20 protein-coding genes are annotated in these 25264 nt (G+C 40.7%); 14 read left to right on the top strand and 6 right to left on the bottom strand.

Annotated features, from left to right (window positions below; translation table 11 throughout):
* Window position 1: 1 nt before the first annotated feature.
* Window positions 2-448 (top strand): 50S ribosomal protein L9, encoded by a 447-nt coding sequence (gene rplI, locus BM146_RS10655; protein WP_074888449.1) that lies wholly within the window; start codon window positions 2-4, stop codon window positions 446-448.
* Window position 449: 1 nt separating this feature from the next.
* Entirely contained in the window at window positions 450-1793 is a 1344-nt protein-coding gene (dnaB, locus tag BM146_RS10650; RefSeq protein WP_074888446.1) for a replicative DNA helicase, read from the top strand.
* A 143-nt stretch (window positions 1794-1936) separates the two neighbouring features.
* On the opposite strand, the gene BM146_RS10645 is transcribed toward dnaB, so the two are convergent.
* On the bottom strand, window positions 1937-2107 hold the full coding sequence (locus BM146_RS10645; RefSeq protein WP_022775247.1) for a DUF362 domain-containing protein: 171 nt from the start codon (window positions 2105-2107) through the stop codon (window positions 1937-1939).
* 335 nt (window positions 2108-2442) lie between these two features.
* Here BM146_RS10645 and nifJ point away from each other — a divergent pair, with 335 nt between their 5' ends.
* Window positions 2443-5973, top strand: coding sequence for a pyruvate:ferredoxin (flavodoxin) oxidoreductase (gene nifJ, locus BM146_RS10640; RefSeq protein ID WP_074888443.1), 3531 nt, complete (start codon window positions 2443-2445; stop codon window positions 5971-5973).
* Between the two features lie 76 nt (window positions 5974-6049).
* On the opposite strand, the gene BM146_RS10635 is transcribed toward nifJ, so the two are convergent.
* Window positions 6050-6847, bottom strand: coding sequence for an adaptor protein MecA (locus BM146_RS10635; protein WP_074888441.1), 798 nt, complete (start codon window positions 6845-6847; stop codon window positions 6050-6052).
* Window positions 6848-7522: 675 nt separating this feature from the next.
* On the opposite strand from BM146_RS10635, the gene BM146_RS10630 reads away from it, so the two are divergent.
* Genes BM146_RS10630 through BM146_RS10605 form a run of 6 tightly spaced genes read left to right on the top strand, consistent with a single transcriptional unit; the run spans window position 7523 to window position 13138 of the window.
* Entirely contained in the window at window positions 7523-9226 is a 1704-nt protein-coding gene (locus tag BM146_RS10630) for a glycosyl hydrolase family 18 protein (RefSeq protein WP_074888438.1), read from the top strand.
* Window positions 9227-9230: 4 nt separating this feature from the next.
* The gene (locus tag BM146_RS10625) at window positions 9231-10289 is read left to right on the top strand and encodes an L-threonylcarbamoyladenylate synthase (RefSeq protein ID WP_074888435.1); all 1059 of its coding nucleotides are present in this window, start codon (window positions 9231-9233) and stop codon (window positions 10287-10289) included.
* Between the two features lie 55 nt (window positions 10290-10344).
* Window positions 10345-10773: a ribose 5-phosphate isomerase B gene (rpiB, locus tag BM146_RS10620; protein ID WP_074888432.1), complete on the top strand. Its 429-nt coding sequence runs from the start codon at window positions 10345-10347 to the stop codon at window positions 10771-10773.
* Between the two features lie 24 nt (window positions 10774-10797).
* A complete protein-coding gene (upp, locus tag BM146_RS10615) occupies window positions 10798-11427 on the top strand; it encodes a uracil phosphoribosyltransferase (protein WP_022775239.1) in 630 nt (209 codons plus the stop codon).
* 16 nt (window positions 11428-11443) lie between these two features.
* Window positions 11444-11926, top strand: coding sequence for a deoxycytidylate deaminase (locus BM146_RS10610; RefSeq protein ID WP_022775238.1), 483 nt, complete (start codon window positions 11444-11446; stop codon window positions 11924-11926).
* Between the two features lie 15 nt (window positions 11927-11941).
* Window positions 11942-13138 (top strand): cell wall hydrolase, encoded by a 1197-nt coding sequence (locus BM146_RS10605; protein ID WP_074888429.1) that lies wholly within the window; start codon window positions 11942-11944, stop codon window positions 13136-13138.
* On the opposite strand, the gene BM146_RS10600 is transcribed toward BM146_RS10605, so the two are convergent.
* Window positions 13132-13623 carry a ribonuclease FAU-1 family protein gene (locus BM146_RS10600; RefSeq protein WP_074888427.1) on the bottom strand — a complete coding sequence of 164 codons (492 nt, stop codon included), beginning with the start codon at window positions 13621-13623 and terminating at the stop codon, window positions 13132-13134. The two genes, BM146_RS10605 and BM146_RS10600, sit on opposite strands and share 7 nt — an antisense overlap.
* A gap of 53 nt (window positions 13624-13676) precedes the next feature.
* On the opposite strand from BM146_RS10600, the gene BM146_RS10595 reads away from it, so the two are divergent.
* The 5 genes from BM146_RS10595 to BM146_RS10575 all read left to right on the top strand — a co-directional run bounded on the left by BM146_RS10595 (window position 13677) and on the right by BM146_RS10575 (window position 21131).
* On the top strand, window positions 13677-16238 hold the full coding sequence (locus BM146_RS10595; protein ID WP_083413495.1) for a hypothetical protein: 2562 nt from the start codon (window positions 13677-13679) through the stop codon (window positions 16236-16238).
* Window positions 16239-16244: 6 nt separating this feature from the next.
* On the top strand, window positions 16245-19352 hold the full coding sequence (locus BM146_RS10590) for a beta-galactosidase, LacZ type (protein ID WP_074888424.1): 3108 nt from the start codon (window positions 16245-16247) through the stop codon (window positions 19350-19352).
* Window positions 19353-19372: 20 nt separating this feature from the next.
* Complete coding sequence (locus tag BM146_RS10585) at window positions 19373-19666, top strand: hypothetical protein (protein WP_074888421.1); 294 nt, start codon at window positions 19373-19375, stop codon at window positions 19664-19666.
* Between the two features lie 122 nt (window positions 19667-19788).
* On the top strand, window positions 19789-20418 hold the full coding sequence (locus tag BM146_RS10580; protein ID WP_022775230.1) for a lactate utilization protein: 630 nt from the start codon (window positions 19789-19791) through the stop codon (window positions 20416-20418).
* A gap of 50 nt (window positions 20419-20468) precedes the next feature.
* A complete protein-coding gene (locus BM146_RS10575) occupies window positions 20469-21131 on the top strand; it encodes an HAD family hydrolase (protein ID WP_074888417.1) in 663 nt (220 codons plus the stop codon).
* Between the two features lie 488 nt (window positions 21132-21619).
* On the opposite strand, the gene BM146_RS10570 is transcribed toward BM146_RS10575, so the two are convergent.
* The 3 genes from BM146_RS10570 to BM146_RS10560 all read right to left on the bottom strand — a co-directional run bounded on the left by BM146_RS10570 (window position 21620) and on the right by BM146_RS10560 (window position 25195).
* On the bottom strand, window positions 21620-22834 hold the full coding sequence (locus BM146_RS10570) for a ribose-phosphate pyrophosphokinase (RefSeq protein ID WP_022775227.1): 1215 nt from the start codon (window positions 22832-22834) through the stop codon (window positions 21620-21622).
* The gene (locus tag BM146_RS10565) at window positions 22834-23817 is read right to left on the bottom strand and encodes an ATP-binding protein (protein ID WP_074888413.1); all 984 of its coding nucleotides are present in this window, start codon (window positions 23815-23817) and stop codon (window positions 22834-22836) included. The genes BM146_RS10570 and BM146_RS10565 overlap by 1 nt, the downstream gene beginning before the upstream one ends.
* 208 nt (window positions 23818-24025) lie before the next feature.
* A complete protein-coding gene (locus tag BM146_RS10560; protein WP_242949384.1) occupies window positions 24026-25195 on the bottom strand; it encodes a DnaD domain protein in 1170 nt (389 codons plus the stop codon).
* Window positions 25196-25264 lie beyond the last annotated feature (69 nt).

The raw sequence follows: 25264 nt of genomic DNA, 5'->3' as shown, positions 1-25264 counted from the left end.
GATGCAGGTAATTTTATTAGAAGATGTTAAATCACTTGGTAAAAAAGGACAGATTGTTAGAGTAAGTGATGGCTACGCCAGAAACTTCGTACTTCCTAAAAATCTTGGAGTAGAAGCTACTCAGAAAAACTTAAACGAGCTTAAGAATCAGCAGAAAAGAGATTCCATCAATGCGCAGCACGCTCTCGAGGAAGCTCAGGCTTATGGCGAGAGAATCAGCAAGGAAACAGTTCAGCTTACAATGAAAGCCGGAGAGGGTGGAAGAGTATTTGGTTCTGTTTCTTCAAAGGAAATAGTTACAGCAGCCAAGCAGCAGTTTGGATTTGATATTGATAAAAAGAAACTTCAAATGCCGGAACCAATCAAGGCTTTTGGCACATATGAGATTCCTGTAAAGCTTCATCCACAGGTTACAACTATCTTAAAGGTTAGCGTAAAGGAACAGTAAAATGGCTGATGAGACACTGTTAAAACGTGTTGCACCAAACAGTCTTGAAGCAGAACAGTCTGTAGTTGGTGCGATGCTCATGGATAAAGATGCTATTGAGATAGCGGCAGAGATCGTGACGGCAGATGATTTTTATAACAGACAGCTGGGAACGATTTTTGAGACTATGGTTGAACTGAATAGAGAAGGAAGCGCAGTTGATGTGGTAACACTTCAGAATCGCCTCCGGGAAAAAAATGTTCCGCCGAATGTGAGCAGTGTTGAGTACATTGGCGAGCTTGTTTCTGCAGTACCTACGTCAGCAAACGTTAAATACTATGCACAGATAGTTGCTGATAAGTCTACACTCCGAAAACTTATCCGTGTAAGTGAGGACACCATAAATAACTGCTATGCAGGCGGTGAGAATATGGAAGGTATTCTCAATGACGTTGAAAAGAATGTTTTCCAGATCACACAAAAGCGTAATACAGGTGATTTTGTTTCAATCGATCAGGTTGTAATGAATGCACTGAACAGAATAGAGATTGCCAGCAAGATGAAGGGCAACGTTACAGGTCATGCTACAGGCTTCACAGATCTTGACTATAATACAGCGGGTTTCCAGCCTTCTGACCTCATCCTCATTGCAGCCAGACCTGCTATGGGTAAAACAGCTTTTGTGCTTAACATTGCTGAGCATATGGCTTTTCATGACAATAAATGTGTTGCCATGTTTTCACTGGAAATGTCAAAGGAGCAGTTCGTTAACCGTCTCCTTTCCATGGAATCGCACGTAGATTCTCAGCATATCAGAACAGGTAATATGTCAGATATGGACTGGGAAAAACTTATTGAAAGTGCAGATGTTATCGGATCATCAAAGCTGATAATTGACGATACGCCGAGTATTTCCATTCAGGAGCTCAGGTCCAAATGCCGTAAATATAAGATGGAATTTGACCTACAGGTTATTATGATCGACTATTTGCAGCTTATGTCAGGGGGAACAGGAAGAAGCGCTGAATCAAGACAGCAGGAGATATCAGAAATATCAAGATCACTCAAGGCTCTTGCCAGAGAATTGAATGTTCCTGTCATAGCCCTTTCACAGCTCTCCCGAGCAGTTGAGCAAAGGCCGGACCACAGACCTATGCTTTCAGACCTTCGAGAGTCAGGAGCCATCGAGCAGGATGCGGATATGGTAATGTTCATCTACAGAGATGACTATTACAATAAAGACACAGAGAAAAAAGGTATTGCAGAGATCATAATTGCAAAACAGCGTCACGGCCCAATCGGCACAGTTGAGCTGCTTTGGCTTCCTCAGTATACCAAGTTTGCAAATTTGGAAAGAGGGCATTGACGCGCTAAAGAATGAGTCCAAGCGTGAACTCGGAAATGATCTGCATTTCCGAGTTCATTTGGCTTCGCCAAATATGAAAATAAAAAAACACAGTCCCTTGAGTGAACTCAAGAACTGTGTTTTTATTATGCTTTTCCTTGAACTCAACCCTGAGCGATTGCTGAAACAGGGCACTGAGCTGCGCATGAACCGCAGTCGATGCATGTGTTTGCGTCGATAACGTACTGTGTATCTCCCTGAGAAATAGCTGAAACAGGGCACTGTGCAGCACAAGAACCACAGCTGATGCAACCATCACTAATAACGTATGCCATAATACTAGTCTCCTTCCATAATAAAAAAATAAAATGTATAACAAAAAACAGATTGGCTTTGCCGTTACCAACCTTTGATACAAAAATATCTTATAATAACAAGACTGTTTTTACAATACTATAATCGAAAACTTTTATCAGATGAAATAATTAAATAAAAATAAATTGGCTGACAATATAGGTAATCTGTGGTACTATTGAAAGCGGCAGAATACGTGCAATTCTCTCCGTCACATTGATTTTTTCTTGGGAGGAAAAGGGGTGTGAACGGTGTTTTTGTGCGACAATTTAATAAAGAGCCAAAATAATCCAAAAATAAGGTAGGAGGAAACAAAATGGCAAGAAACATGAAAACCATGGACGGTAACGAAGCTGCTGCATATGCATCATATGCGTTTACTGAAGTTGCCGCTATGTACCCGATCACTCCATCATCTGTTATGCCAGAGCATGTGGATGAATGGGCAACAGCTGGAAAGAAGAATATTTTCGGCCGTACTGTTCAGATTACAGAAATGCAGTCTGAAGCCGGTGCAGCAGGTGCTGTACACGGATCGCTGGTAGTAGGTGCTCTTACATCTACATATACAGCTTCTCAGGGACTTCTTCTTATGATTCCTGATATTTACAAAATTGCAGGTGAGAGACTCCCTGGCGTGTTCAACGTATCAGCTCGTTGCGTAGCTTCTCATGCACTTAACATTTTCGGTGATCACTCAGACGTTTACGCTTGCCGTCAGACTGGTGCTGCAATGCTTTGCGATTCTAGCGTACAGGAAGTTATGGACTTAACACCTGTTGCATACTGCGCAGCAATCGAGGGTAGAATTCCTTTCATTAACTTCTTTGATGGATTCCGTACATCACACGAAATTCAGAAGATCGAGGTTTGGGACTATAAGGATCTCGACGAGATGGTTAACCATGATGCAATCGATGCATTCAAGGCTAATGCTCTTAATCCTAACCACCCATGCCAGATGGGCTCAGCTCAGAACCCTGATATCTTCTTCCAGACAAGAGAAGCTTGTAACACAGGTTACAACGAACTTCCTGAAATCGTTCAGAAGTACATGGATAAGGTTAACGCTAAGATTGGTACAGATTACAAGCTTTTCAACTACTATGGCGATCCTAACGCAGAAGTAGTTATCGTAGCTATGGGTTCTGTAAATGATACAATCGAAGAGACAATCGATTACCTTGAGAAGCAGGGCAAGAAGGTTGGTGTTGTTAAAGTTCGTCTTTACAGACCATTCTCAGCTAAGGCACTTGTTGAGGCTATTCCTGATTCAGTTAAGAGAATCGAAGTTCTTGATAGAACAAAGGAGCCGGGATCATATCGTGAGCCACTTGCTCTTGATGTTATCGCTGCTCTTAAGGGAACAAAGTTTGAGAGCGTTCCTGTATTCTGCGGACGTTATGGACTTGGTTCAAAAGATACAACTCCTGCACAGATCGTTGCAGTATTTGAGAATGACAAGAAGGAAGAGTTCACAATCGGTATCGAAGACGATGTAACAAATCTTTCACTTGAAGTTGGTGCTCCACTGGTTACAACACCTGAGGGAACAACAAACTGTAAGTTCTGGGGTCTTGGTGCTGACGGTACTGTTGGTGCTAACAAGAACTCAATCAAGATCATTGGTGATAACACAGACATGTATGCTCAGGCATACTTTGACTATGACTCTAAGAAGTCTGGTGGTGTTACAATGTCTCACCTTAGATTTGGTAAGAAACCTATTAAGTCAACTTACCTCATCAAGAAGGCTGACTTCGTAGCTTGCCACAATCCTTCATACATCCGCAAGTTCAACATGGTTCAGGAACTTGTTGATGGAGGTTCATTCCTTCTCAACTGCCCATGGACAGTTGATCAGCTTGATGCTGAGATCCCTGGACAGGTTAAGAAGTTCATGTATGATCACAAGATCAACTTCTACATCATGAACGGTTCAAAGATCGGTGTTGAAGTTGGAATGGGTCCTACAAGAATTAACACAATCCTTCAGTCAGCATTCTTCAACATCACAAAGATCATTCCTGAAGAAGATGCTATCAAGTTCATGAAGGATGCAGCTCAGAAGACATACGGCCGTAAGGGTGAAGATGTTGTTAAGAAGAACTGGGCAGCTATTGATGCCGGTGCAGATCCAAAGAACCTTATCAAGGTTGAGATTCCTGAGTCATGGGCTAACGCACAGGATGAAGGTCTTGACTTCAAGAAGGCAGAAGGATCAAGAAAGGATGTTATCGACTTCGTTAACAACATCCAGTCTAAGGTTAATGCACAGGAAGGTAACACACTTAAAGTATCTGATTGTCTTCCATACGTTGATGGTGCTACACCTTCAGGATCAGCTGCATACGAGAAGAGAGGTATCGCAGTAAACGTTCCTGCTTGGGATGCTTCAACATGTATCGGTTGTGGATTCTGCTCACTTGTATGTCCTCATGCAGCAATCCGTACAATCGCTATGACAGACGATGAGATCGCTAAGGCTCCAGAAGGACTTCAGACAAAGCCACTTGCTGGAATGGATGGATATAAGTATTCAGTTGTTATTTCTGCTCTTGACTGTACAGGTTGCGGATCTTGCGTAAATGTATGTCCTGGTAACAATAAGGGCGAGACACTTAAGATGGGTGCTATCGCTGCTAACAAGGATGAGCAGAAGTACTTCGACTATGCTGTAACACTTCCTATTAAGGAAGACGTTGTTGCTAAGTTTGGTGAAGGCTCAATCAAGGGATCACAGTTCAAGCAGCCTCTCCTTGAGTTCTCAGGAGCTTGTGCTGGTTGTGGTGAAACACCTTACGTTAAGCTTGTTACTCAGCTCTTTGGTGACAGAATGTACGTTGCAAACGCTACAGGATGTACATCAATCTGGGGTAACTCATCACCTTCAACACCTTACACAGTAAACGCTAAGGGACAGGGCCCAGCTTGGGATAACTCACTGTTCGAAGATAATGCTGAGTTTGGTATGGGTATGGTTCTCGCACAGAACGCTCTCCGTGATGCAATCAAGGAGAAGGTTGAAGAGATCGTAGCTGCAGGCGGCGCTGCTAAGGATGCTGCTCAGAAGTGGCTTGATACATTCAACATCGGTTCTGAGAACACAGCAGCTACAGAGGCTCTTGTTGAGGCTCTTAAGAACGACAGTTCAGATGCTGCTAAATACGTTGTAAAGAATAAAGACTTTGCTGCTAAGAAGTCACAGTGGATCTTCGGTGGTGACGGATGGGCATTCGATATCGGATTCGGTGGTCTCGATCACGTACTTGCTTCCGGTAAGGATGTTAACGTTCTCGTTGTAAACACTGAGGTTTACTCAAATACAGGTGGACAGTCTTCAAAGGCTACTCCTACAGGTGCTGTTGCACAGTTCGCTGCAGGTGGTAAAGAGATTAAGCAGAAAGACCTTGCTTCAATCGCTATGAGCTATGGCTACGTATACGTTGCACAGATTGCTATGGGTGCTAACATGCAGCAGACAATCAATGCAATCAAAGAAGCTGAAGCTTATCCGGGACCTTCACTTATCATCGCTTATGCACCATGTATCAACCAGGGTCTTAAGGCTGGTATGAACAAGGTTATGGACGAAGAGAAGAAGGCTGTTGCTACAGGATATTGGGATATGTTCAGATTCAATCCTCAGGCAGAGAACAAGTTCACACTTGATTCTAAGCCAGCTACAGAGGACTTCCAGAGCTTCCTTGATGGTGAGGTTCGTTACCTTTCACTTAAGCTCAAGAATCCTGAGAGAGCAGCTAAGCTCAATGCTATGGCAGCTGAGCATGCTAAGGAGCACAGAGCTTATCTTGAAAAACTTGTTACACTTTACGGAAAGCAGTAATAAGAAAATAAAGATAAAAGAAAAGGCCGGTTCGAAAGAACCGGTCTTTTTTTAAAATCAGTAATTAAATTAAAGATCAAATCTTAGAAAGCGTCTGAACGGCATTATCTGGAATAACTATTGAATAATGCTCATCTAAGAACTGCTGTGTAGCAGTGCTTCCTATTTCTGTCTTGCCATATTCTGTTAAAAGAGAACAGATGTTGGCGAATAATCCATCTTCGATATCACCCTGATGAAGTATCAGATAGAATTTACCGTTTGCTTCATTCTTATACAAGGTGTTTGTGCCATTGAATTTCCTGCTTACTATACTTGAGAATCTCATGACTTCATGTAGTGAGTCGAAAGAAAAGATCCTGGAACCTTTTCTGCTTGGCTGCCCTTTTTTACGAGTGCCTGAGGTCTTCTCTTTTACCTTTTTGGAATCTGAAAGAGGAGATGAACTAAGAGGTCCGTCTAAGAAATCGGACATATTGCTATGCTGAAGCCTTCTGAAAAGACTTGAGACATCTTCTTCTTCGTCCTCATATTCCTCCTCGTCATACTCGTCGTAGTCTTCATCATCTTCGTCATCTTCATGAACTGAAGGTGCAAAGTTGGAAAAGCGCGTATCAAGTTCTTCAGGATCGTCTACCTTGGTAATGATAAGGACAATGCACTCAGAATTGATAGGGATAGCCTCAATCATTAGAGGAGTATCCTCTGCATCAAAGCCATATTCTAAATTGGCTTGCTGCATCATGTCCTGAAAAAGCTCTTTTGCTTTATCAGTTCCATACGCAAGCTCTGTGATCTTAAGGTCTCGTTTCGCAAGGTCATCTCTGGTAAGGGTGCATCGAATCTGGTGATCATTGACTTTTTCAATCTTCATGATGCTTACCTCCTGACTTTGGAATACATAGATACTAAGTGAAATGGTATTCTATGTCAATACTTATATCGGCTTATTTTACTATTTAATTTAAAGATATACAATAGGTTTTATGCAACTTAAATCTTAAGAAAATCTTAAGAATTTTCGATGGTATTTCTTAAGAATTTGTTGATAATATAATTTCTTGTGAGATGCCTCGCCGAGGATATGAATCCGGAAGGGAGGCGGTTAATCAAGGGTATCATTTATTTTCTACTATTCTTTTTTTCTATGACTTAGTCATAGATGTCTTATGTTTAGTTTCGAAATAAAATCCCCAATTAACAAGTAAATTTTTACCAACAACAAAGAGCATTAACACATATAGTATTTCCTAATACTATTATACCATATTTTGTATAAGAAGATATGGTTACAATACAGGGTTTGGCATTGGCATCTTACCGTATTAATATATGTCAATTTGGAAGAAATATATCGAAGCATAAAGATAAGGAATTATCACATATTAAAATCCTTTTGGCTTTTGAAATCCAAAAAAACAATCAATTGTATAAAGAGGCTACCCCGCCATGAACATACATAAAACGTAATGATTGGATAAGGTACTTTCATAATGACGTAGGATTAATTGTTTGATATAATATAGGGCGATTGTAAAGGAGCTAGAACATGAAGAAAAAGGTGATTCCGGCGATTATTATAATCGCCCTTATTTTTATTATCGGAGGAATCTATGCACTTCAGATTGTGTATAAGCATTACTCTTACAGCACCGAAAAAGCAGATCTGAACGAGTATTTTGATATAGCAGGTGATAGTGATGTTGCTATTATTCTTGGGAATGAAAGAATAGGTGAGAGAGCATTTCTTATAGATGATACTTATTACATGGATTTTGATTCGGTTCAGAAGTATTTAAACGACAGATTCTACTATGGACAGGCAGATGGCACAATTGTTTATACAACAGCTACAAAGATAATAACAAGTGAAATTGGAACATCCAGCTGGTCGGATTCAGACGGTGACTCTGGTGACGAAGGTTATATCATATCAAGAATGGAGGGTGATACTTTCCTTGTCGCTCTTGATTATGTAAAAAAATATACCAACTTTTCTTACGAAGCTTTTACCGAACCTAATCACATACAGCTTACAACAAGCTGGGAGGATCAGCAGATAGCTACTATTAAGAAGAATACTCAGCTCAGAAAGCGCGGCGGTGTAAAGAGTGAGATCCTTGAGGAGCTTTCTGCAGGAGACACGGTTGTTATCCTCGAAGAGCTTGAGGACTGGGTGAAGGTAAAGAGCGCAGATTCTTACATAGGATATGTTGAGAAAAAGAGACTTGAAAACGAAACAACATTTAGTCCTATTCCTGTAACTGATTATACCCCGGAAGAATACACTTCGCTTACAAGAGAACATAAGATAAACTTAGGATTCCATAATATCGGAGGTTATGCCGGAAATGAAACACTTATCGCTTATATCGAGAATACCAAAAAGATAAATGTTCTTTGCCCTACATGGTTTGCGCTTAAAGATAACGATGGTAATATTAATAGCATTGCTTCTGCAGCTTATGTTACTTCAGCCCACAATATGGGCATTGAAGTATGGGCCCTTGTGGATAACTTCACAGGCGGAGACGGGTTTTCCACTTCAGAAGTTATAACCCATGCAAGCAGCAGAGCAAACTTTATAGAAAACGTAGTTGCAAGGACTTTGGAAGTCGGAGCAGACGGCGTTAACCTTGACTTTGAGACAGTGGCAGCAGAAGACGGCCAGTCTTTTGTGGAACTGGTCAGAGAGCTTTCAATTGCCTGCAGAAAAGCAGGACTTGTCTTTTCAATAGATAACTATGTGCCTATGAATTTCAACGATTATTATGATCTTGAAGAGCAGGGAACTGTTGCTGACTATTGTGTTATCATGGGATATGACGAGCATTATGCAGGTTCTGCAGAGGCTGGTTCAGTTGCTTCTTTATCGTATGTGGAAAATGGAATCATCAATACTTTAAAAGAGGTTGATGCTTCCAAGGTTATCAATGCAGTGCCTTTCTATACCAGAATATGGCATACATCAGGCGGAGTTCTTTCAAGCGAAGCCGTATCAATGAAGGTTGCAAAAGAGTATATCAGCAGTCATTCAATCGCTATGGAGTGGGATTCAGAGGCAGGCCAGAACTACGGTGAGTTTACATCATCTGACGGAACCTTTAATCAGATATGGATGGAGGATGCTACTTCAATAGGTCAAAAGATTGATGCCATGAGAGCAAGCGGCATTGCCGGAATTGCTGAATGGGCAATTGGTATGGAGACCAGCGATGTATGGGATGAAATTGCTGAGTTTGTAGAGGAATAAAAAAGTGGAAACAGAAGTTGTAGTTATAGAAGAAAGTAATATAGACGAAGAAGCCAAAAAACAGCTGAAAAGAGCCGGAGATATCATGAAAAATGGCGGTCTGGTAGCATTCCCTACCGAGACAGTTTATGGGCTTGGCGGAAATGCCCTTAACCCTGAGTCTTCTAAAAAAATATACGCAGCAAAGGGAAGACCATCTGACAATCCGCTTATAGTCCATGTTTCAAATATGGACGATGTTGAAAAGATCGTAAAAGAAGTTCCTGAAGCTGCTAAAAAGCTTGCAGCAGCCTTTTGGCCGGGACCCCTTACAATGATAATGAACAAAAATGACAAGGTTCCCTATGAGACTACAGGTGGACTTGATACTGTGGCAATCAGAATGCCTAACAACAAGATAGCTCTTGGACTTATTGATGCTGCCGGTGGATATATAGCAGCACCAAGTGCCAATACTTCAGGACGTCCGAGCCCTACGGTTGCGAGGTACTGTGTGGAAGACCTCGCAGGTAAAATTGAAATGATAATTGACGGAGGGCAGGTTGGAATAGGACTTGAGTCAACTATCGTAGACCTTACAAGTGACGAGCCAATGATTTTAAGGCCGGGTTACATTACAGCAGATATGCTAATAGAGGTTCTTGGAACTATTTCAATTGATAGGACTATAATAGACAGCACTTCAACTCAGAAGCCAAAGGCTCCCGGGATGAAATACAAACACTACGCTCCAAAGGGAGACCTTGCAATAGTTCAAGGGAGCCAGGAAAAAGTAATTGAGTATATCAATACCAAGGCAAAAGAGGCAAGAGCTGAAGGCAAAAAAGTTGGAATAATAGGAACAGATTCAACTAAAAATCTATATGAAGCTGATATAGTAAAGAGCGTTGGAAACAGGGATGATGAAAGCACGATAGCCCATGAGCTTTTCAAGGTATTAAGAGAGTTTGATGATGAGAATGTTGATGTGATGTTTTCTGAATCATTTGATGAAAATGGAATTGGTCAGGCTATAATGAACAGGCTTTTAAAAGCAGCAGGTCACAATGTCATTGTGCTATAAGTGGTTCTTTTGACATTGGGATGACTGTATTATAATAGTAAGGGATGGTGTGAAAATGATAGCATTAGGTAGTGATCACGGTGGATTTGAACTTAAAGAGGCTGTAAAGAAGCATCTTGAGGAGAGAGGACTTGAGTTTAAGGATTTTGGTACATATGATCTGAACTCATGCGACTATCCTGATTTTGGAAAAGCAGCTGCAGAAGCTGTTGCAAGTGGTGAGTGTGACAGAGGAATCGTTATCTGTACTACAGGAATTGGTATCTCCATTGTTGCCAATAAGGTTAAGGGAATCAGATGCGCTCTTTGCTCTGAAAAGACGACAGCCAGACTTACAAGAGAACACAATGATGCAAATATGCTTGCTATGGGCGGTGGCATGATTGGAAAAGTGCAGGCACTTGAAATTGTTGATACATTTTTAGACACACCTTTTTCAGAGTTGGAAAAGCACAGTCGCAGAATATCAAAAATAGAAGATTAATAAAAAACATACCAGGAGGAAGATATGGGAAAAGTAGTTATTATGGATCATCCGCTGATTCAGCACAAGATTGGAATGATCAGGAGAGTTGAAACAGGAACAAAGGATTTCAGACAGACTATAAGCGAAATAGCAATGCTTATCTGCTATGAAGCAACCAGAGATCTTAATCTTAAGGATGTTGAAATTCAGACACCTATTTGTAAGACAACAGTTAAGGAACTTAAGGGCAGAAAGCTTTGCGTAGTACCTATTTTAAGAGCGGGCCTTGGAATGGTTGACGGTATGCTTGCACTTATTCCTGCAGCAAAGGTTGGACATATTGGTCTTTACAGAGATCCTGAGACACTTAAGCCTGTTGAGTATTACTGCAAGATGCCTGCTGACATTTCAGAAAGAGAGATTTTCGTAGTAGATCCTATGCTTGCTACAGGCGGTTCATCCGTTGCAGCAATTCAGATGCTTAAGGACAGAGGATGCAGCCACATCCACTTCATGTGCATAATTGCAGCTCCTGAAGGACTTAAGGCAATGCAGGAGGCACATCCTGATGTAGATATTTACGTAGGTTCACTGGATGAGAAGCTCAACGAGCATGGCTACATCGTACCAGGACTCGGCGATGCGGGTGACCGCATCTTTGGCACCAAGTAAGATTCAAGGAGGACGCATGAAAAGAGAGGACTACATATCTTGGGATGAGTATTTCATGGGTGTTGCAAAGCTAGCGGCGCTCAGATCCAAAGACCCTAACACACAGGTGGGTAGTTGCATAGTATCAGAGGACAACAATATCCTTTCCATGGGTTACAACGGTTTCCCTAAGGGCTGCGCTGATGAAGACTTTCCTTGGGAACGTGACGGAGAGGATGAGCTTTCAACTAAATATCCTTTTGTTACACACAGCGAGCTCAATGCAATCCTTAATTACAGGGGGGGAAGCCTTGTGGGTTCCAAGATTTATGTATCTCTTTTTCCGTGTAACGAGTGCGCAAAGGCTATTATTCAGGCTGGCATAAAGACAGTCGTTTATGACAGCGATAAGTATAGCTCTTCTGCATCGACAAGAGCATCAAAGAAGATGTTTGATGCAGCAGGAGTAAGGTATTATCAGTATCAACCCAGTGGCAGAAGTATAAAAATTACAATTTGACCATAAAAAAACGGCATGAAAAAAAGAGGGGACAGGGGTATAACAACTAAATATAGAAAGGGCGCTTTGTTTTTTGCTCTGGTAGCATCTTCTTGTTTAATGGCGCTGACGTTTTTTCCTATTAAAGGCTTAGCTACGCAGTCAACAAAGCAACAGCTTGAAGAAGCAAAAGAAAAAAAGCAGCAGTCACAGGACGAACTTAACAACACAAAAGATGATATTGCGGAGATGAATGAAGAAAAATCTTCTCTTCAGGGACAGTTGAATTCACTCAATAATCAGCTAAGTGAAGTGAGCAACAATTTGGCTGAGATTGAAGAGCAGATTAATGATAAAGAAACTGATATAGAAAATACTTTGGCAGAGCTTGAAGCTGCGAGAAATACTGAAGCATATCAATATTCATCCATGAAAAAGAGAGTTCAGTTTATTTATGAGAAACAGAACTTTGTATTTTGGGATATGATTCTCAGTGCCGGAAGCTTTGCTGACTTTCTCAATCAGAACCATTTTATCGAGGAGTTGTCCTCTTATGATAAGAGGAAGTTCGAAGAGTATATTGCAACCAGAAAGCTCATTGAGGAAAAAGAAGCATCCCTCGAGGAGGAAATGAATCAGCTTGAAGAATATCAGTTAAAAGAAAAGGCTGAGCAGAGCAGAGTTTCGGGACTTGTAAGTCAGACTTCCGGATCCATAAAGCAGTATTCTAATGATATTTCCGATGCGGAGGCAAAAGCAGAAGAGCTTGAGGCGCAGATCAAAGCGCAGGAAGCTGATATAAAGGCACTTGAAGCAAAGCTCGCAGAAGAAATGCGTCTTTCAAAACTGGCAGCTGCTTCTAAGTGGAGAGATATTTCGGAAGTGACTTTTGCTGAGGGAGACAGGTATCTTTTGGCTAATCTTATATATTGTGAGGCCGGATCTGAACCCTATGAAGGAAAAGTTGCGGTAGGCGCTGTAGTAATAAATAGAGTACTTAGTTCCGTGTATCCTGATACTGTAGTAGGAGTCATCTATCAGAACAAACAGTTTTCACCTGTTGCAAGCGGAAGACTTGCGCTTGCACTTGCAGAAGGAAGAGCTTCAGCATCCTGCTATCAGGCTGCAGATGAGGCAATGACAGGTTACTCTAATGTCGGGAACTGTGTTTATTTCAGAACTCCTGTACCTGGTCTTTCAGGCATTAACATCGGAGGTCACGTTTTTTACTGATTATTTTTGGCAATTATGTTTTCAATTGGAGCTATCAGGGACTCAATGCCATGATCGTAGATTTCATTTAAGAGTCTGTTCAATGTGAGCAGGCTCTTTTTAAGAAGATTCTCATCGATGAGTCTTTTCTCAAAAGCTTCTGAGAGCTCATCAAGATCTACGACCTTAATAAGTCCGTTGGGATATACTTTTACATCGGCTAAAAGATCTATAACTAAGAGCTTGTTATTAGCTTTATTATAGTCATAGGTAATAATATCGCAGTACCAGCAAAGCAGAGAACCATCATCTTTAAGGAACTTGCTTACCTTATAACCGCGATCCAAATAATAACAGGAATAACCGTGAGATAAGTCGCACCTTTGGTGAATGGTGCTCCACTTAGTAACAATGAAAGAATCAGTTTGATCAAGGATGACGTCCTCTTTGAGTTCAAGGCATTCATCCGGGATAAAGCGTTTACGATAAAGAATGGGTATTTCCATAAGGGGCCCTCCTTTTGCAAAAATCTTACTATTATTAAAAATGAAAGTCAATTATGCGAGATAATTTAATTAAAATTACGATAATTAAAACTATATATGCCATAGCAATATTCGTAATAGCAGTGTTTGCACTGAGCAAGTTATCAAATGGTGACAATGCGGATATGACCGCAAGAATGCAGCCTGCAACACTTCCTGTGGTTACGCTTGTAACCGATGAAGGAGATGTCAATCCTCTCCACGGATATCTGTCTGACATTGATGTGAATTATATGAGAGGTACTGTTTTTCCTGTTGGAGGTGACAGGAGCTTTTCATTTAAGATAAATACCTTTGGCAGCAATGTTTGGAACATTGGTTTTGAGCTTAGAAGTATTGATGGCAACAGACTTATTGAGAATACGCCGATTACTGACTACGCTGAGGACAATGATTACATAACAGGAAACATACAGCTGAAAGATCTGATTACAGCTGATACAGAATACATGCTTGTTTTTGTCATGGAAACCGATAACGGTACGGTCAGATATTATACAAGGGTTGTCTGGGAGGAAAGTGGCAGTAAATACAATCTTGATGAATGTTTATCCTTTGTTCTTGGTTTCTCCGAAGCGACCTTTAGCAAGACTGAGGCAAAAGAATATTCGAAGTACCTTGAATCCAATTCAGAAGGAGACAATACTTCTTTTAACAAGGTAAATATCCATAGCAGTTTTAGTCAGGTGACATGGGGGGAACTCAATATCACAAAACATACGACTCCTGAAGTGTACATAACGGATATTCATTCACAGACGGCTTGTATTGAGCTTCAGTACAGAGTTGCTCTAAAAGATGGAAATTACACAAGAGCTTATAACGTGGTTGAGGACTATCGTGTAAGATATACCACTGACAGGCTTTATCTGTTGAATTTTGAGAGAACCATGAATTTTATCTTTGACTATAATTCATATTCAGTGGGTAAAAATAGTATTTCTCTCGGAATTGAAGATTCTGATATAGAATTCAGGGAGAGCGCCAGTGGAACTGCATTTGCTTTTGTCAGTGAGAACAGATTATATGCTTTCAATAATTCCGAGAACAGACTTGCTTATATCTTTGGTTTCTATGATGGTGACAACGATGACATAAGAACCAGATGGAATAAGAATCTTATTAAGATTCTTAATGTAGATGAAGCCGGAAATGTTAAATTTGCGGTAGCCGGTTACATGAACAGAGGAATACATGAGGGAGAAGTAGGAATAGCTGTATATGACTATAATTCCTCTTTAAATGCAGTGGAAGAACAGATTTTTGTAAAAAGTACGAGCTCTCCGGAAATACTCATGAGCTATTTTGACAGGCTTGCATATTCAAGTAACAATGAGATGTTCTATTGTATGCTTGATCAGAACGTTTATGAGATTGATTTGATCGGAAAAAGCGGAAAGTCTGTAGTTGACGACATTGGAACAGGGCAGTACAAGATATCTGAATCTCAAAATGTCATAGCATGGCAGAAAGATGATCTTAAGAGTCTCCAGCTCATGAATCTTAATACAAGAGCTACTTCAGAGATTACAGCTGACGAAGGAGATTTCATAATTCTTTTGGGATTTATGGGTGAGGATCTGGTATATGGACTTGTCCATGAGCAGGATGTTATGAACGACCAGATGGGCAATCCTATCTACGCTATGTACTGTCTGAAAATCGAGGATAGCGATGGAAATCTGCTGGAAAAATATTCACCGGAAGGAATATATATTACAGGTGTTACTGTAAACGGAAACCAGCTCAAGATAACAAGAGTTGTAAAAAATGAGGACGGCAGTGGCTATGTCAGCACTTATGACGATCAGATAATGAATACGTTGGAAGTAGAAAGTGGCAATAATACAGTAGATGTGGCATCTGTAGATGTTTTTGAAAAGATAGTTCAGATTACTACAAAGTCAGAAATCAAATCCAAACAGCTCAGAGTTCTTACTCCAAATCAGACACTTTTTGAGGGTGACAGGGATGTAGAAATTAAGATAGAAAGGGACATAGACAAAAATCCGCTTTACTATGTTTATGGATTGAACGGAGATGTCCGGATATATGCAAGTCCTGCAAAAGCAGTTCTTGATGCCAATGATGCTCCGGGAGTAGTTACTTCTGATAACAACGAGTATATATGGATTAAAGGAAATCTCCTAAGATCCAATCAGATCATGGCTATAACAAGAATGGCAGAGAGCTATGAGAACATGACTTCGCAGAATCCGGTGGCCGTTTGTCTTGACCTGGTACTTCAGTTTAGAGGCACCAATAGGGATGTTGAAGGTCTTTTGGCAAATGGAATGGGTGTTGAGCAGATTCTTGAGAACTCACTTACTGATGCCAGAGTCCTGGATCTGGATGGATGTCCATTGTCTTCGATGCTTTACTATGTAAATCAGGATATTCCTGTGATATGTCTTTTAAATAATGGGGATGCTATGCTGGTAATTGGATTTAATGAGCTCAATACAGTTCTCATGGATCCAATGAACGGAGCAGTATATAAATATGGAATGAATGATTCCGCGGAGCTTTTTGAAAATGACGGAAATCATTTTATTACCTATATTACGGAGGGTTAATTAGTTATGGCAAATTTTGATTTTAGCAGGGTAAAAGACCCGGAGTTTTTTAAAGAGAATGTGTTGCCAGCACATTCTGATCACATTGCGTATGCTTCAACTGATGAGCTTGAGGCAGGAATCAGCTCACTTAAGCTTTCACTTAACGGTCTTTGGAAATTCCATTACGCCAAAAACTACAGAGCTACTATAGATGGTTTTGAGAAGGAAGACTATGACTGCAATTTCTGGGATGATATTCATGTTCCTGCACATATGCAGATGGAAGGCTATGACATTCCTGCATATATTAACGTACAGTATCCATGGGATGGTCATGAGGCTATTGAACTTGGACAGATTCCTGAGCAGTTCAATCCTGTTGGAAGTTATGTGAAGTACTTTGAGGTTCCATATGATTGGAATGGAAAAGAGATACACGTAGTATTTGAAGGCGTTGAGAGCGGATATGCTCTTTGGCTCAACGGGGCATATGTTGGATATAGCGGAGATACTTTTACACCATCAGAGTTTGACCTGACACCATTTATCAAGCAGGGAACAAATAAAATGGCGGTTCAGGTTTATAAATGGACATCAGGAAGTTGGATGGAGGATCAGGATTTCTTTAGATTCTCAGGAATATACAGAAATGTATATTTAAAGCTTGTTCCGGCTGTTCATCTTGATGATCTTAAAGTAAGAACTATCATGAGCGAAGATCTTACTGAAGCCGAGCTTGAAGTGACACTTAAATCTAATGCGGCAGTAGGAACAACTGACTACGTGCTTCTTAGAAACAATCACCCTGTAGTTAAGGGAACTGTAGCCAATAACAAGGAAGTTGTGATCTCTGAGAAGGTTCAGAATCCGGTTCTTTGGAGTGCAGAGGATCCACAGCTTTATCAGCTTCTTTTGCATATTAAAGGTGAAGACGGAGAGGATCTTGAAGTTGTCCGTCAGAATGTAGGCTTCAGACGTTTCGAAATGAAGAACGGTATTATGCTCATCAACGGAAAGCGCATTGTATTCAGAGGCGTTAACAGACATGAATTTTCCTGCGACAGTGGACGTGTAGTATCAGATGAGGATACTCTTTTAGATATCCTTACCATGAAAAAGAATAATATAAATGCCATAAGAACAAGTCATTATCAGAACTCTTCCAGGATATATGAGCTCTGCGATATCTATGGCCTTTACATGATAGCCGAAAATAATATGGAGACCCATGGAAGCTGGTCTGCAGCTTCAAGTCAGGAAGATGCCATTGCCGGCGCTATTCCAGGTAGCAGGGACAACTGCATGGCTGTTATGCTGGACAGAGTAAATACAACTTACCAGCTTGATAAGAACCACCCATCAGTACTTATCTGGTCTATCGGAAATGAGTCTCACGGTGGAAAAGTTCCATTTGAGATGAGTCAGCTCTTTAGAAAGCTTGATCCTGACAGACTTGTTCACTATGAGGGAATCTGCCACGACAGAACCTACAACGACACCAGCGATATGGAAAGCCAGATGTATCCTTCTGTTGCAAGCATAGAGAAGTTCCTTAAAGAACACCCTGACAAGCCATTTATCTGCTGCGAGTACACACACGCCATGGCTAACTCAAATGGAGGTATGTTCAAATATACAGATCTTGCCGACAGAGAGGAGAGATACCAAGGCGGATTTATTTGGGATTATGTCGACCAGTCCATCAGAAGCCGTAACTGCTTTGGAGAGGAATACCAGGCATACGGCGGAGACCACGGCGAGAGACCTACAGATTTCAATTTCTCCGGAAATGGAATAGTAGATGGACAGAGAAAAGAATATGCTAAGATGCAGGAGGTTAAGTTCAATTACCAGAGCATCAAGGTTTATGTGGAAAAGGAAAAAGTAAAGGTTGTAAATAAGAATCTTTTCACCAATACAAGTGAATATACCTGCGTCGCAACTCTTGAGAGAAATGGCAAAAAGCTCCTTGAAAGATTCATAGCAACAGACGTTGAGCCGTTATCTGAAAAGACCTATGATCTTCCGGAAGCTATCGTTAACAGAATGGCTGTTGTGGGCACTGATCCATATGATGAGAACGGTCCATTCCCGGTAGATGAGTATGTGGTAACCGTTTCCTTCAGGCTTCGCGATGACACAAGCTGGGCAGAGAGAGGTCATGAAGTTGCATTCGGACAAGGCGTATTTAGAAATGCTGTCTCTACATACATTTCATGCGCTAAGATCAAAGTGATAAAAGGTTCATTTAATATTGGAGTAAAGGGCAATCATTTCTCAGTTCTTTTCTCAAGAGATCATGGTCTTGTTTCATACAATTATGCGGGAAAAGAGCTGCTTGATATGGTTCCAAGACCTAACTTCTGGAGAGCACCTGTTGACAACGACAATGGAAACAGGATGCCTCAGAGGTACGCTCAGTGGAAGATCGCAAGTAGCTATATGACTCATTACCCAATAGTTGAGGACAGCACAGGTTATGTGAATGGATCAGAGGAAGAGAGAAAGAAATACCCTGTAATAAAGGAAGAGGAAAACAGTGTTAGCTTAACATACAGATTCTTCCTTCCTACAACGCCTGCTTCTTCTGTAGACGTGACTTATACAGTAACAGGTGATGGAAGAGTCTGGATAAAAGAAGACTATGAACCTGTAAAGGGACTTACTCCAATGCCGGAATATGGAATGATGTTCAGAATAAGCCCTGATTACAAATATGTCGAGTATTATGGAAACGGACCTGAAGAGAACTATTGCGACAGAAACAAAGGCGCAAAGCTCGGAGTATTTAAGACTTCTACTACAGATGCCATGGAGAGCTATCTTGTTCCGCAGGAAACAGGTAACAGAACAGATGTAAGATGGGCCAAGGTTGTAGACAGAAAGGGCAGAGGTCTTTTGTTTGAAGCTCCAATGACTATGAATTTCAGTGCACTTCCATACACACCTGATGAACTGGAGGCAGCTAAGCATCCTTATGAGCTTCCAAGAGTATTTAAGACTATTGTAAGATGCAGCCTTGTTCAGATGGGAATTGCAGGTGATGATAGTTGGGGAGCAAGAACTCATGAAGAGTTCCTTCTTCCAAACGATAAGAAACTTTCATTTGTAATGTCATTTAAAGGGCTTTAATTTAAGGAGGAAATGGAAAAATGGAACCAATTAATAGCATTGATGCAGAGGACGATCAGTTTGCGTACAGATATGATACACAGCTTTTAATTGATAGAAGAGATGAGGATCTCGATGAGGATGAGATTGCAGATTATATCACAGCGCACATTGAGGGTAATTCCCTCATTGCTGCCGGTGATGAGGATCTTGTTAAGATTCATTTTCATACTAATGAGCCTTGGAAGGTTCTTGAATACTGCAATTCAATAGGTGAGATATATGACATTGTTGTTGAGGATATGATCCGTCAGTCATCAGGTCTTCAGGGATAAGATGTTAATGTCTCTTGGCAAAAGAGATGTGTAGTATTTACAGATAATAAATACTGGCTTGAGGTTACATTCAGTTGAAACAACTGATAAATCGTGCATGAATAAAAGTAGGAGAGAAGGCTATGAACGAGAATATTGTTAAGAGAAACGAATTGTTGGCACAAAAAGTTATCAAGGGGCTTGAGTCAAGAAACATGACAGGCTACTATGCAGCTACCAAAGAGGAAGCGCTTAAGAAGGCACTGGAGCTTATTCCTGAAGGCAGCAGCGTATCTATGGGCGGAGCAATGAGCGCTCATGAGATAGGTCTCGTAGAAGCAGTGAAAAAAGGCAACTACAACTTCATCGACAGAGATGCCATGGAAGATAAGCGTGCGGCAATGCTTGCAGCTTATGATGCTGATTATTTCCTTGTTAGCGCCAACGCTATGACAGAAGATGGCGTTATAGTAAATATCGATGGTAATTCCAATCGAGTTTCTGCGATAGCTCAGGGACCTAAGCATGTTCTTTTCATAGTTGGAATGAACAAGATTTGTGATGATGTTGATGGTGCAATGAAGCGAGCAAGAAACGTTGCAGCACCGATAAACGCACAGCGTTTTGGGCTTTCTACTCCTTGCGCCAAGACAGGTTCATGCATGAATTGTAAATCTCCTGATACAATTTGCTGCCAGTTCTTGATAACAAGATTTTCAAGGCACAAGGATCGTATCCATGTGATTCTTGTTAATGACAATTTAGGTTTCTAAATTATCCAAAATTGTGGAAAAGCCAGATAAAAAAGTAAGGAAATGTGGATATGCAAGTTAAAGATATTAAAGCTGTGATATTTGATTTGGATGGTACGCTTACTGATACAGAGAAGTATTATCAGATAGCATGGCCAAAAGCTTTTGCACATTTTGGATATGAAGCCCCAAAGGATTTTGCGCTTGAACTCAGGTCTCTTGGACGTCCTTTTGCACCAAAGAGATTTAAGGAAGTGTTTGGAGAAGATTTTGATTATGCAAAGGTAAGGGAGTATAGAAAAGGGCTTGTTGAAGAACTTATAAAAGAACATGGTATTCCGCTAAAACCCGGTGCCAAAGAAATCCTGTTGTGGCTTCGTGATAATGGGATCTTTACAGCCCTTGCCACAGCTAATGAATATCCAAGAGCAGAGCGTTATCTTAAGAAAATAGATTTATTTGACTACTTCGACAAGATAATTTGCGCCAACATGGTTGAACTTGGAAAACCTGCTCCCGATATTTACGCCTATGCCTGTGACCAGCTTGGATTATCCCCAAAGGAAACCTTCGCAGTAGAAGACTCTCCAAACGGCGTAAACAGTGCATATTCCGCAGGTTGCAACGTCATCATGATCCCCGACCTCACAGAACCCGACGAAGAACTCCGTGGAAAACTATACGCAAGACTAGACAAACTCGTGGATATTAAGAGTCTTTTCCTTAAAGCATAACTTCTTGTAAACAGACGCAGATGAGCTGAAAGTGTAGGTATAGCCCTGTTCACTCTAATATTTTTCAATGTGATAAATTGGACATAAAACACCCACAAAAGACTTGTTTCATACTTATTCAGAACACAAGTCTTTTGTGGGTTTATTTATATCCATTTATCATCATTTCAAAATAAATCGTTCACATCACTATGCCTACACTTTCAGTTCGTCTGCTGTTTTTTGCAAAAATAATAGTCGTTATATGTGTAGTAAACCATAAATCCACAAGTGCCCATAACTTCGGATAGAGCGATTTAGTATGAGTAATAGAGACAGTTTATATAAAATAAAAGCCTTGTTTTCTGTTTTGAATAAGCATGAAAGAAAACAAGGCGCATTATTTTATATTTACTGTGTCTTTGCGAATACTCCGAGATCTATCCGAAGTTATGGGCACTTCTGGATTTTATGCCACTCGCAAGAAAGTAGTTTATTTGCAAAAAAACTTAGATTTTTTTTTCAGCCTCAAGGGAGGCACGAAGCTCTCCGCTGTTGTAGCGCTCAATGATATTGTTGATACGCTCTACAGGGTTAAGAAGATCACTGATTGATGCATCGTGGTTAAGTGTATCAATAAGGTATGCAATGTACTTACTCATATCGCAGCTGATGTACCATTCACGAGAGAGAAGCTCAGGTGTCTGATAAACAAGGTTAGTAGTAAATACTCTGTCGATGATACCTTCTTCATAAGCTTTGTCGAAAATTTCCAAACCACTTGTAAATAAACCAAATGTTGAGAATGCGTAGATTCTTGCAGCTTTGCGTTCTTTAAGAGCTCTTGCGACATCAAGCATGCTTTCACCGGATGAGATCATGTCGTCTACGATGATAACTGACTTGCCCTCAACGCTTGTTCCAAGGAACTCGTGAGATACGATAGGGTTACGACCATTTACTACCTGAGTGTAGTCACGTCTCTTGTAGAACATTCCTACATCAAGACCAAGCACGCTGGCTAAATAAATAGCTCTTCCCATTCCGCCTTCATCAGGGCTTATGACCATCATGTGATCTGAATCAATCTTAAGATCCCAAACGTTGCGAAGGAGTGCTTTAATAAACTGATATGTTGTACGAACGGTTTCAAAACCATTAAGTGGAATAGCATTCTGAACTCTAGGATCATGAGCATCAAAGGTAATGATATTATCAACACCCATGTTTACAAGTTCCTGAAGAGCAATAGCGCAGTCAAGAGACTCTCTTGAGCTTCTCTTATGCTGACGTGATTCGTAGAGGAATGGCATGATTACAGTGATTCGTCTTGCCTTGCCTCCAACGGCTGCAATGATTCTTTTTAAATCCTGATAGTGATCATCAGGAGACATATGATTTTCTTGTCCGAAAAGAGAATAGGTCTGTGAATAATTACATACATCTACAAGAAGATATAGATCATCTCCACGAACTGAAGTTCTGATCACACCCTTTGCTTCACCGGTTCCAAACCTTGGTACCTCGGCTTCTAAGATATAAGAAGGACGCTCATAGCCTGTGAATGCAAGGCTACCCTTGTGTTCGTTCTCCCTTTCTGCTCTCCATTTTACGAGATAGTAATCGACTTTCTCTGCAAGGGACTGAACTCCCTTAAGTGGAATAATCCCTAGAGATCCAACAGGAATAGTCTCCAGATTACGTTTCTCTTCTCTTTTTGGCATTACTGAAAATCCTCGCTTTCTTTTCTTGCAATTTTCTTTATATTTCTAATATCCTGACCCGAAAGTTTCAGGAATCTGAAATTACTTGTTATCCTTGAAAAAATTCTATCAGAGTAAGTTTTTTGCAATTGTTCAAGAGAAAGATTTGTGGTAATGATCGTCGCTTTTTTTCTGTTGTCGCGTTCGTTGAGACAGGAGAAAAGCTCGGAAGCCACAAAACTATTTGTACGTTCAGTGCCCAGATCATCGATGATCAGTAACTCACAATTGTACAAATCCTCATAGATCCCCCTAAGTTCCCCCTTATTCTTATAGTCAAATGAATTCTCAGCCAGTAGTTCAAATAATCCCATCGAGCTGAAATATATCACCGAATGGCCTTTTTTTAGAAGTTCATTGGCAATACAAACCGAAAGGAAAGATTTGCCAGTACCAACTGTACCATAAATAAATAAATTTTGGTAGTCAGAACAAAAATTATTTATAAATTCTTCAGCTGCTTTAACTGCGCCATGGAATCTTTTTAAGTCTTCACCATGGTAGTATTTATCTGTTAAAAGCCTGAAATTAGCGCTTTTTGTAAGCATTCTTAAATTGGATTTATCATAGAGTGTTTCGATTATTTTCTGTTTGAAACAGTGGCACTTTTCATTGCCAATGTAACCAGTATCCTTACAGTCCTGGCAGGTATAACCCATATCAAGATAATCTGAAGAAAAACCTGCTTCAGTTAAAAGAATAAGCTTTTGCCTTGCAAGCTCTTCAAGCTCGCGCTTAAGAACAGAGCGGTCAAGCCGCTCTCCGGAAAGAAGTCTTTTACCGAAAGATACGCTGGCAGAAGCTGTTTCGTCTTCAAGCTCTTTATAGCCTTCGACAGTTTCATAGACATATCGCTGTCTGTCCTCAAGCTCCTGTCGGTGAAGAGCGCGCCTTTCCTCATATTCATGCATTATTTCATCATATTGAGCATTAGTTAATGCCATGTCTGTCCTCCAATAAGGCTTTGCAGTGTTACTAGTCAGCAACTGAACAGTAACCTTTACACAATATAACCCTGTACGTGTTTCAGGGAAGGCCGGGGCCGCCGCCGAACCAAAAGTACAGGGCTGATATTATTTGCAGTTCTTATTTGATTCCCCAATCAAGTAAGAACTATGTGGGATACAATCTAGTTAAAGCTAAATTGTAACCTTAGTTGTCAAGAAGCTGTTTCTCAAGTTCGGCAAAATCGTATGTATTTTGCTGGAACTGATTAAAACGGTTCTGACTGCCGCTGGGGCGAATATATGATTCGTCTGAGCGGATTTTATCTGTGATGGATGATACGGAAGCCTTTGATCTCTTTTTCTTAAGATCAGCGGTAAAGTCTGCATCCAGTCTGGCAATGTCCTCCCTTGAACTAGCCTTCTTTTCATGCCAGCTGCGAAGAATGCTGTCGCAATACTTCAAGCGATTCTTCTGTGTAGCCATAACAGTGCGGTCACAGGCCTCCATAATAATATCCATCGAAAATCCCAACTCCCCTAACCAAGAACTGATGAAGTTTCCTTCCTTCTCAGTAGGGCTGTTTTCCATACCAAGGGCCTTCATGATTCCTAAAATATTAGGGTCATGTTTGTAAATTTCCGCGTGAGCCTGCTTTGGCGTTTTGATGCCTTCCTGATTCCAGTTAATAGCCACCTTTTCTACGTATCTGAAATCAGCTTTATGATTATCGACGCAGTATTGCATCAGATAGTCCAAAAGATCATCAGAGAACTTAAGCTCATCATGAATATAATAAAGTGTTAGCGCCTCTGTAGAAGTAAGAGGCCTTCCAAAATACTGCTCAGCAAGGAATACGATACCGGCGCCTTCTTCTTCCTTGAAAGCACGTAGCTGAGCGGCAGAGTATTTTGGCTTTGCTGGCGCTTTTTTGACTTCCTTGATGACATGATCCTCTGCAGCTACTTCGTGAATAGGAGGAACTGGTCTAAGAACAGTGTCGGTCTTTCTTCTTCCGGAATTGGCAGGTGATACAATATCCTCCATGTGAATTCCGGTAAGATTTCCTGAACCATCATATTCAAGTGTGATAAGTTCTTTCTTTTCCCAGTATTTAAGTGCTCGAATTACGTCTTTTTCAGTATGATTAAATTTATCTGCAAGTGCCGAAACGCTGGTGGGCAGGTTGGCACTCATCATACGCAGTAAAAAGAGGTAGATCTTAATCTGCGCATCGTTTGCGTCTTGCATGTACTCGTCAATAAATATATTGGAAACATTCGTGGAATCCTCCCCTAAATTATGACTGATTGTTACTCGCCCCATCATGTTATATTTCACCTCAAGTTTAGTTACGAAGTTCAAAGATGCATTCATTTATTTGGTGCTCTCTTTCGAACAATTCAAATCTTAACACACACCTTTCTGAAATGATATGGGAAAAAG

The organism is Butyrivibrio proteoclasticus (assembly GCF_900115735.1).
Taxonomy (GTDB): domain Bacteria; phylum Bacillota; class Clostridia; order Lachnospirales; family Lachnospiraceae; genus Butyrivibrio; species Butyrivibrio proteoclasticus_B.
The sequence above is the reverse complement of the archived record's forward strand: the minus strand, read 5'-3'. Positions and strand labels throughout refer to the sequence as shown.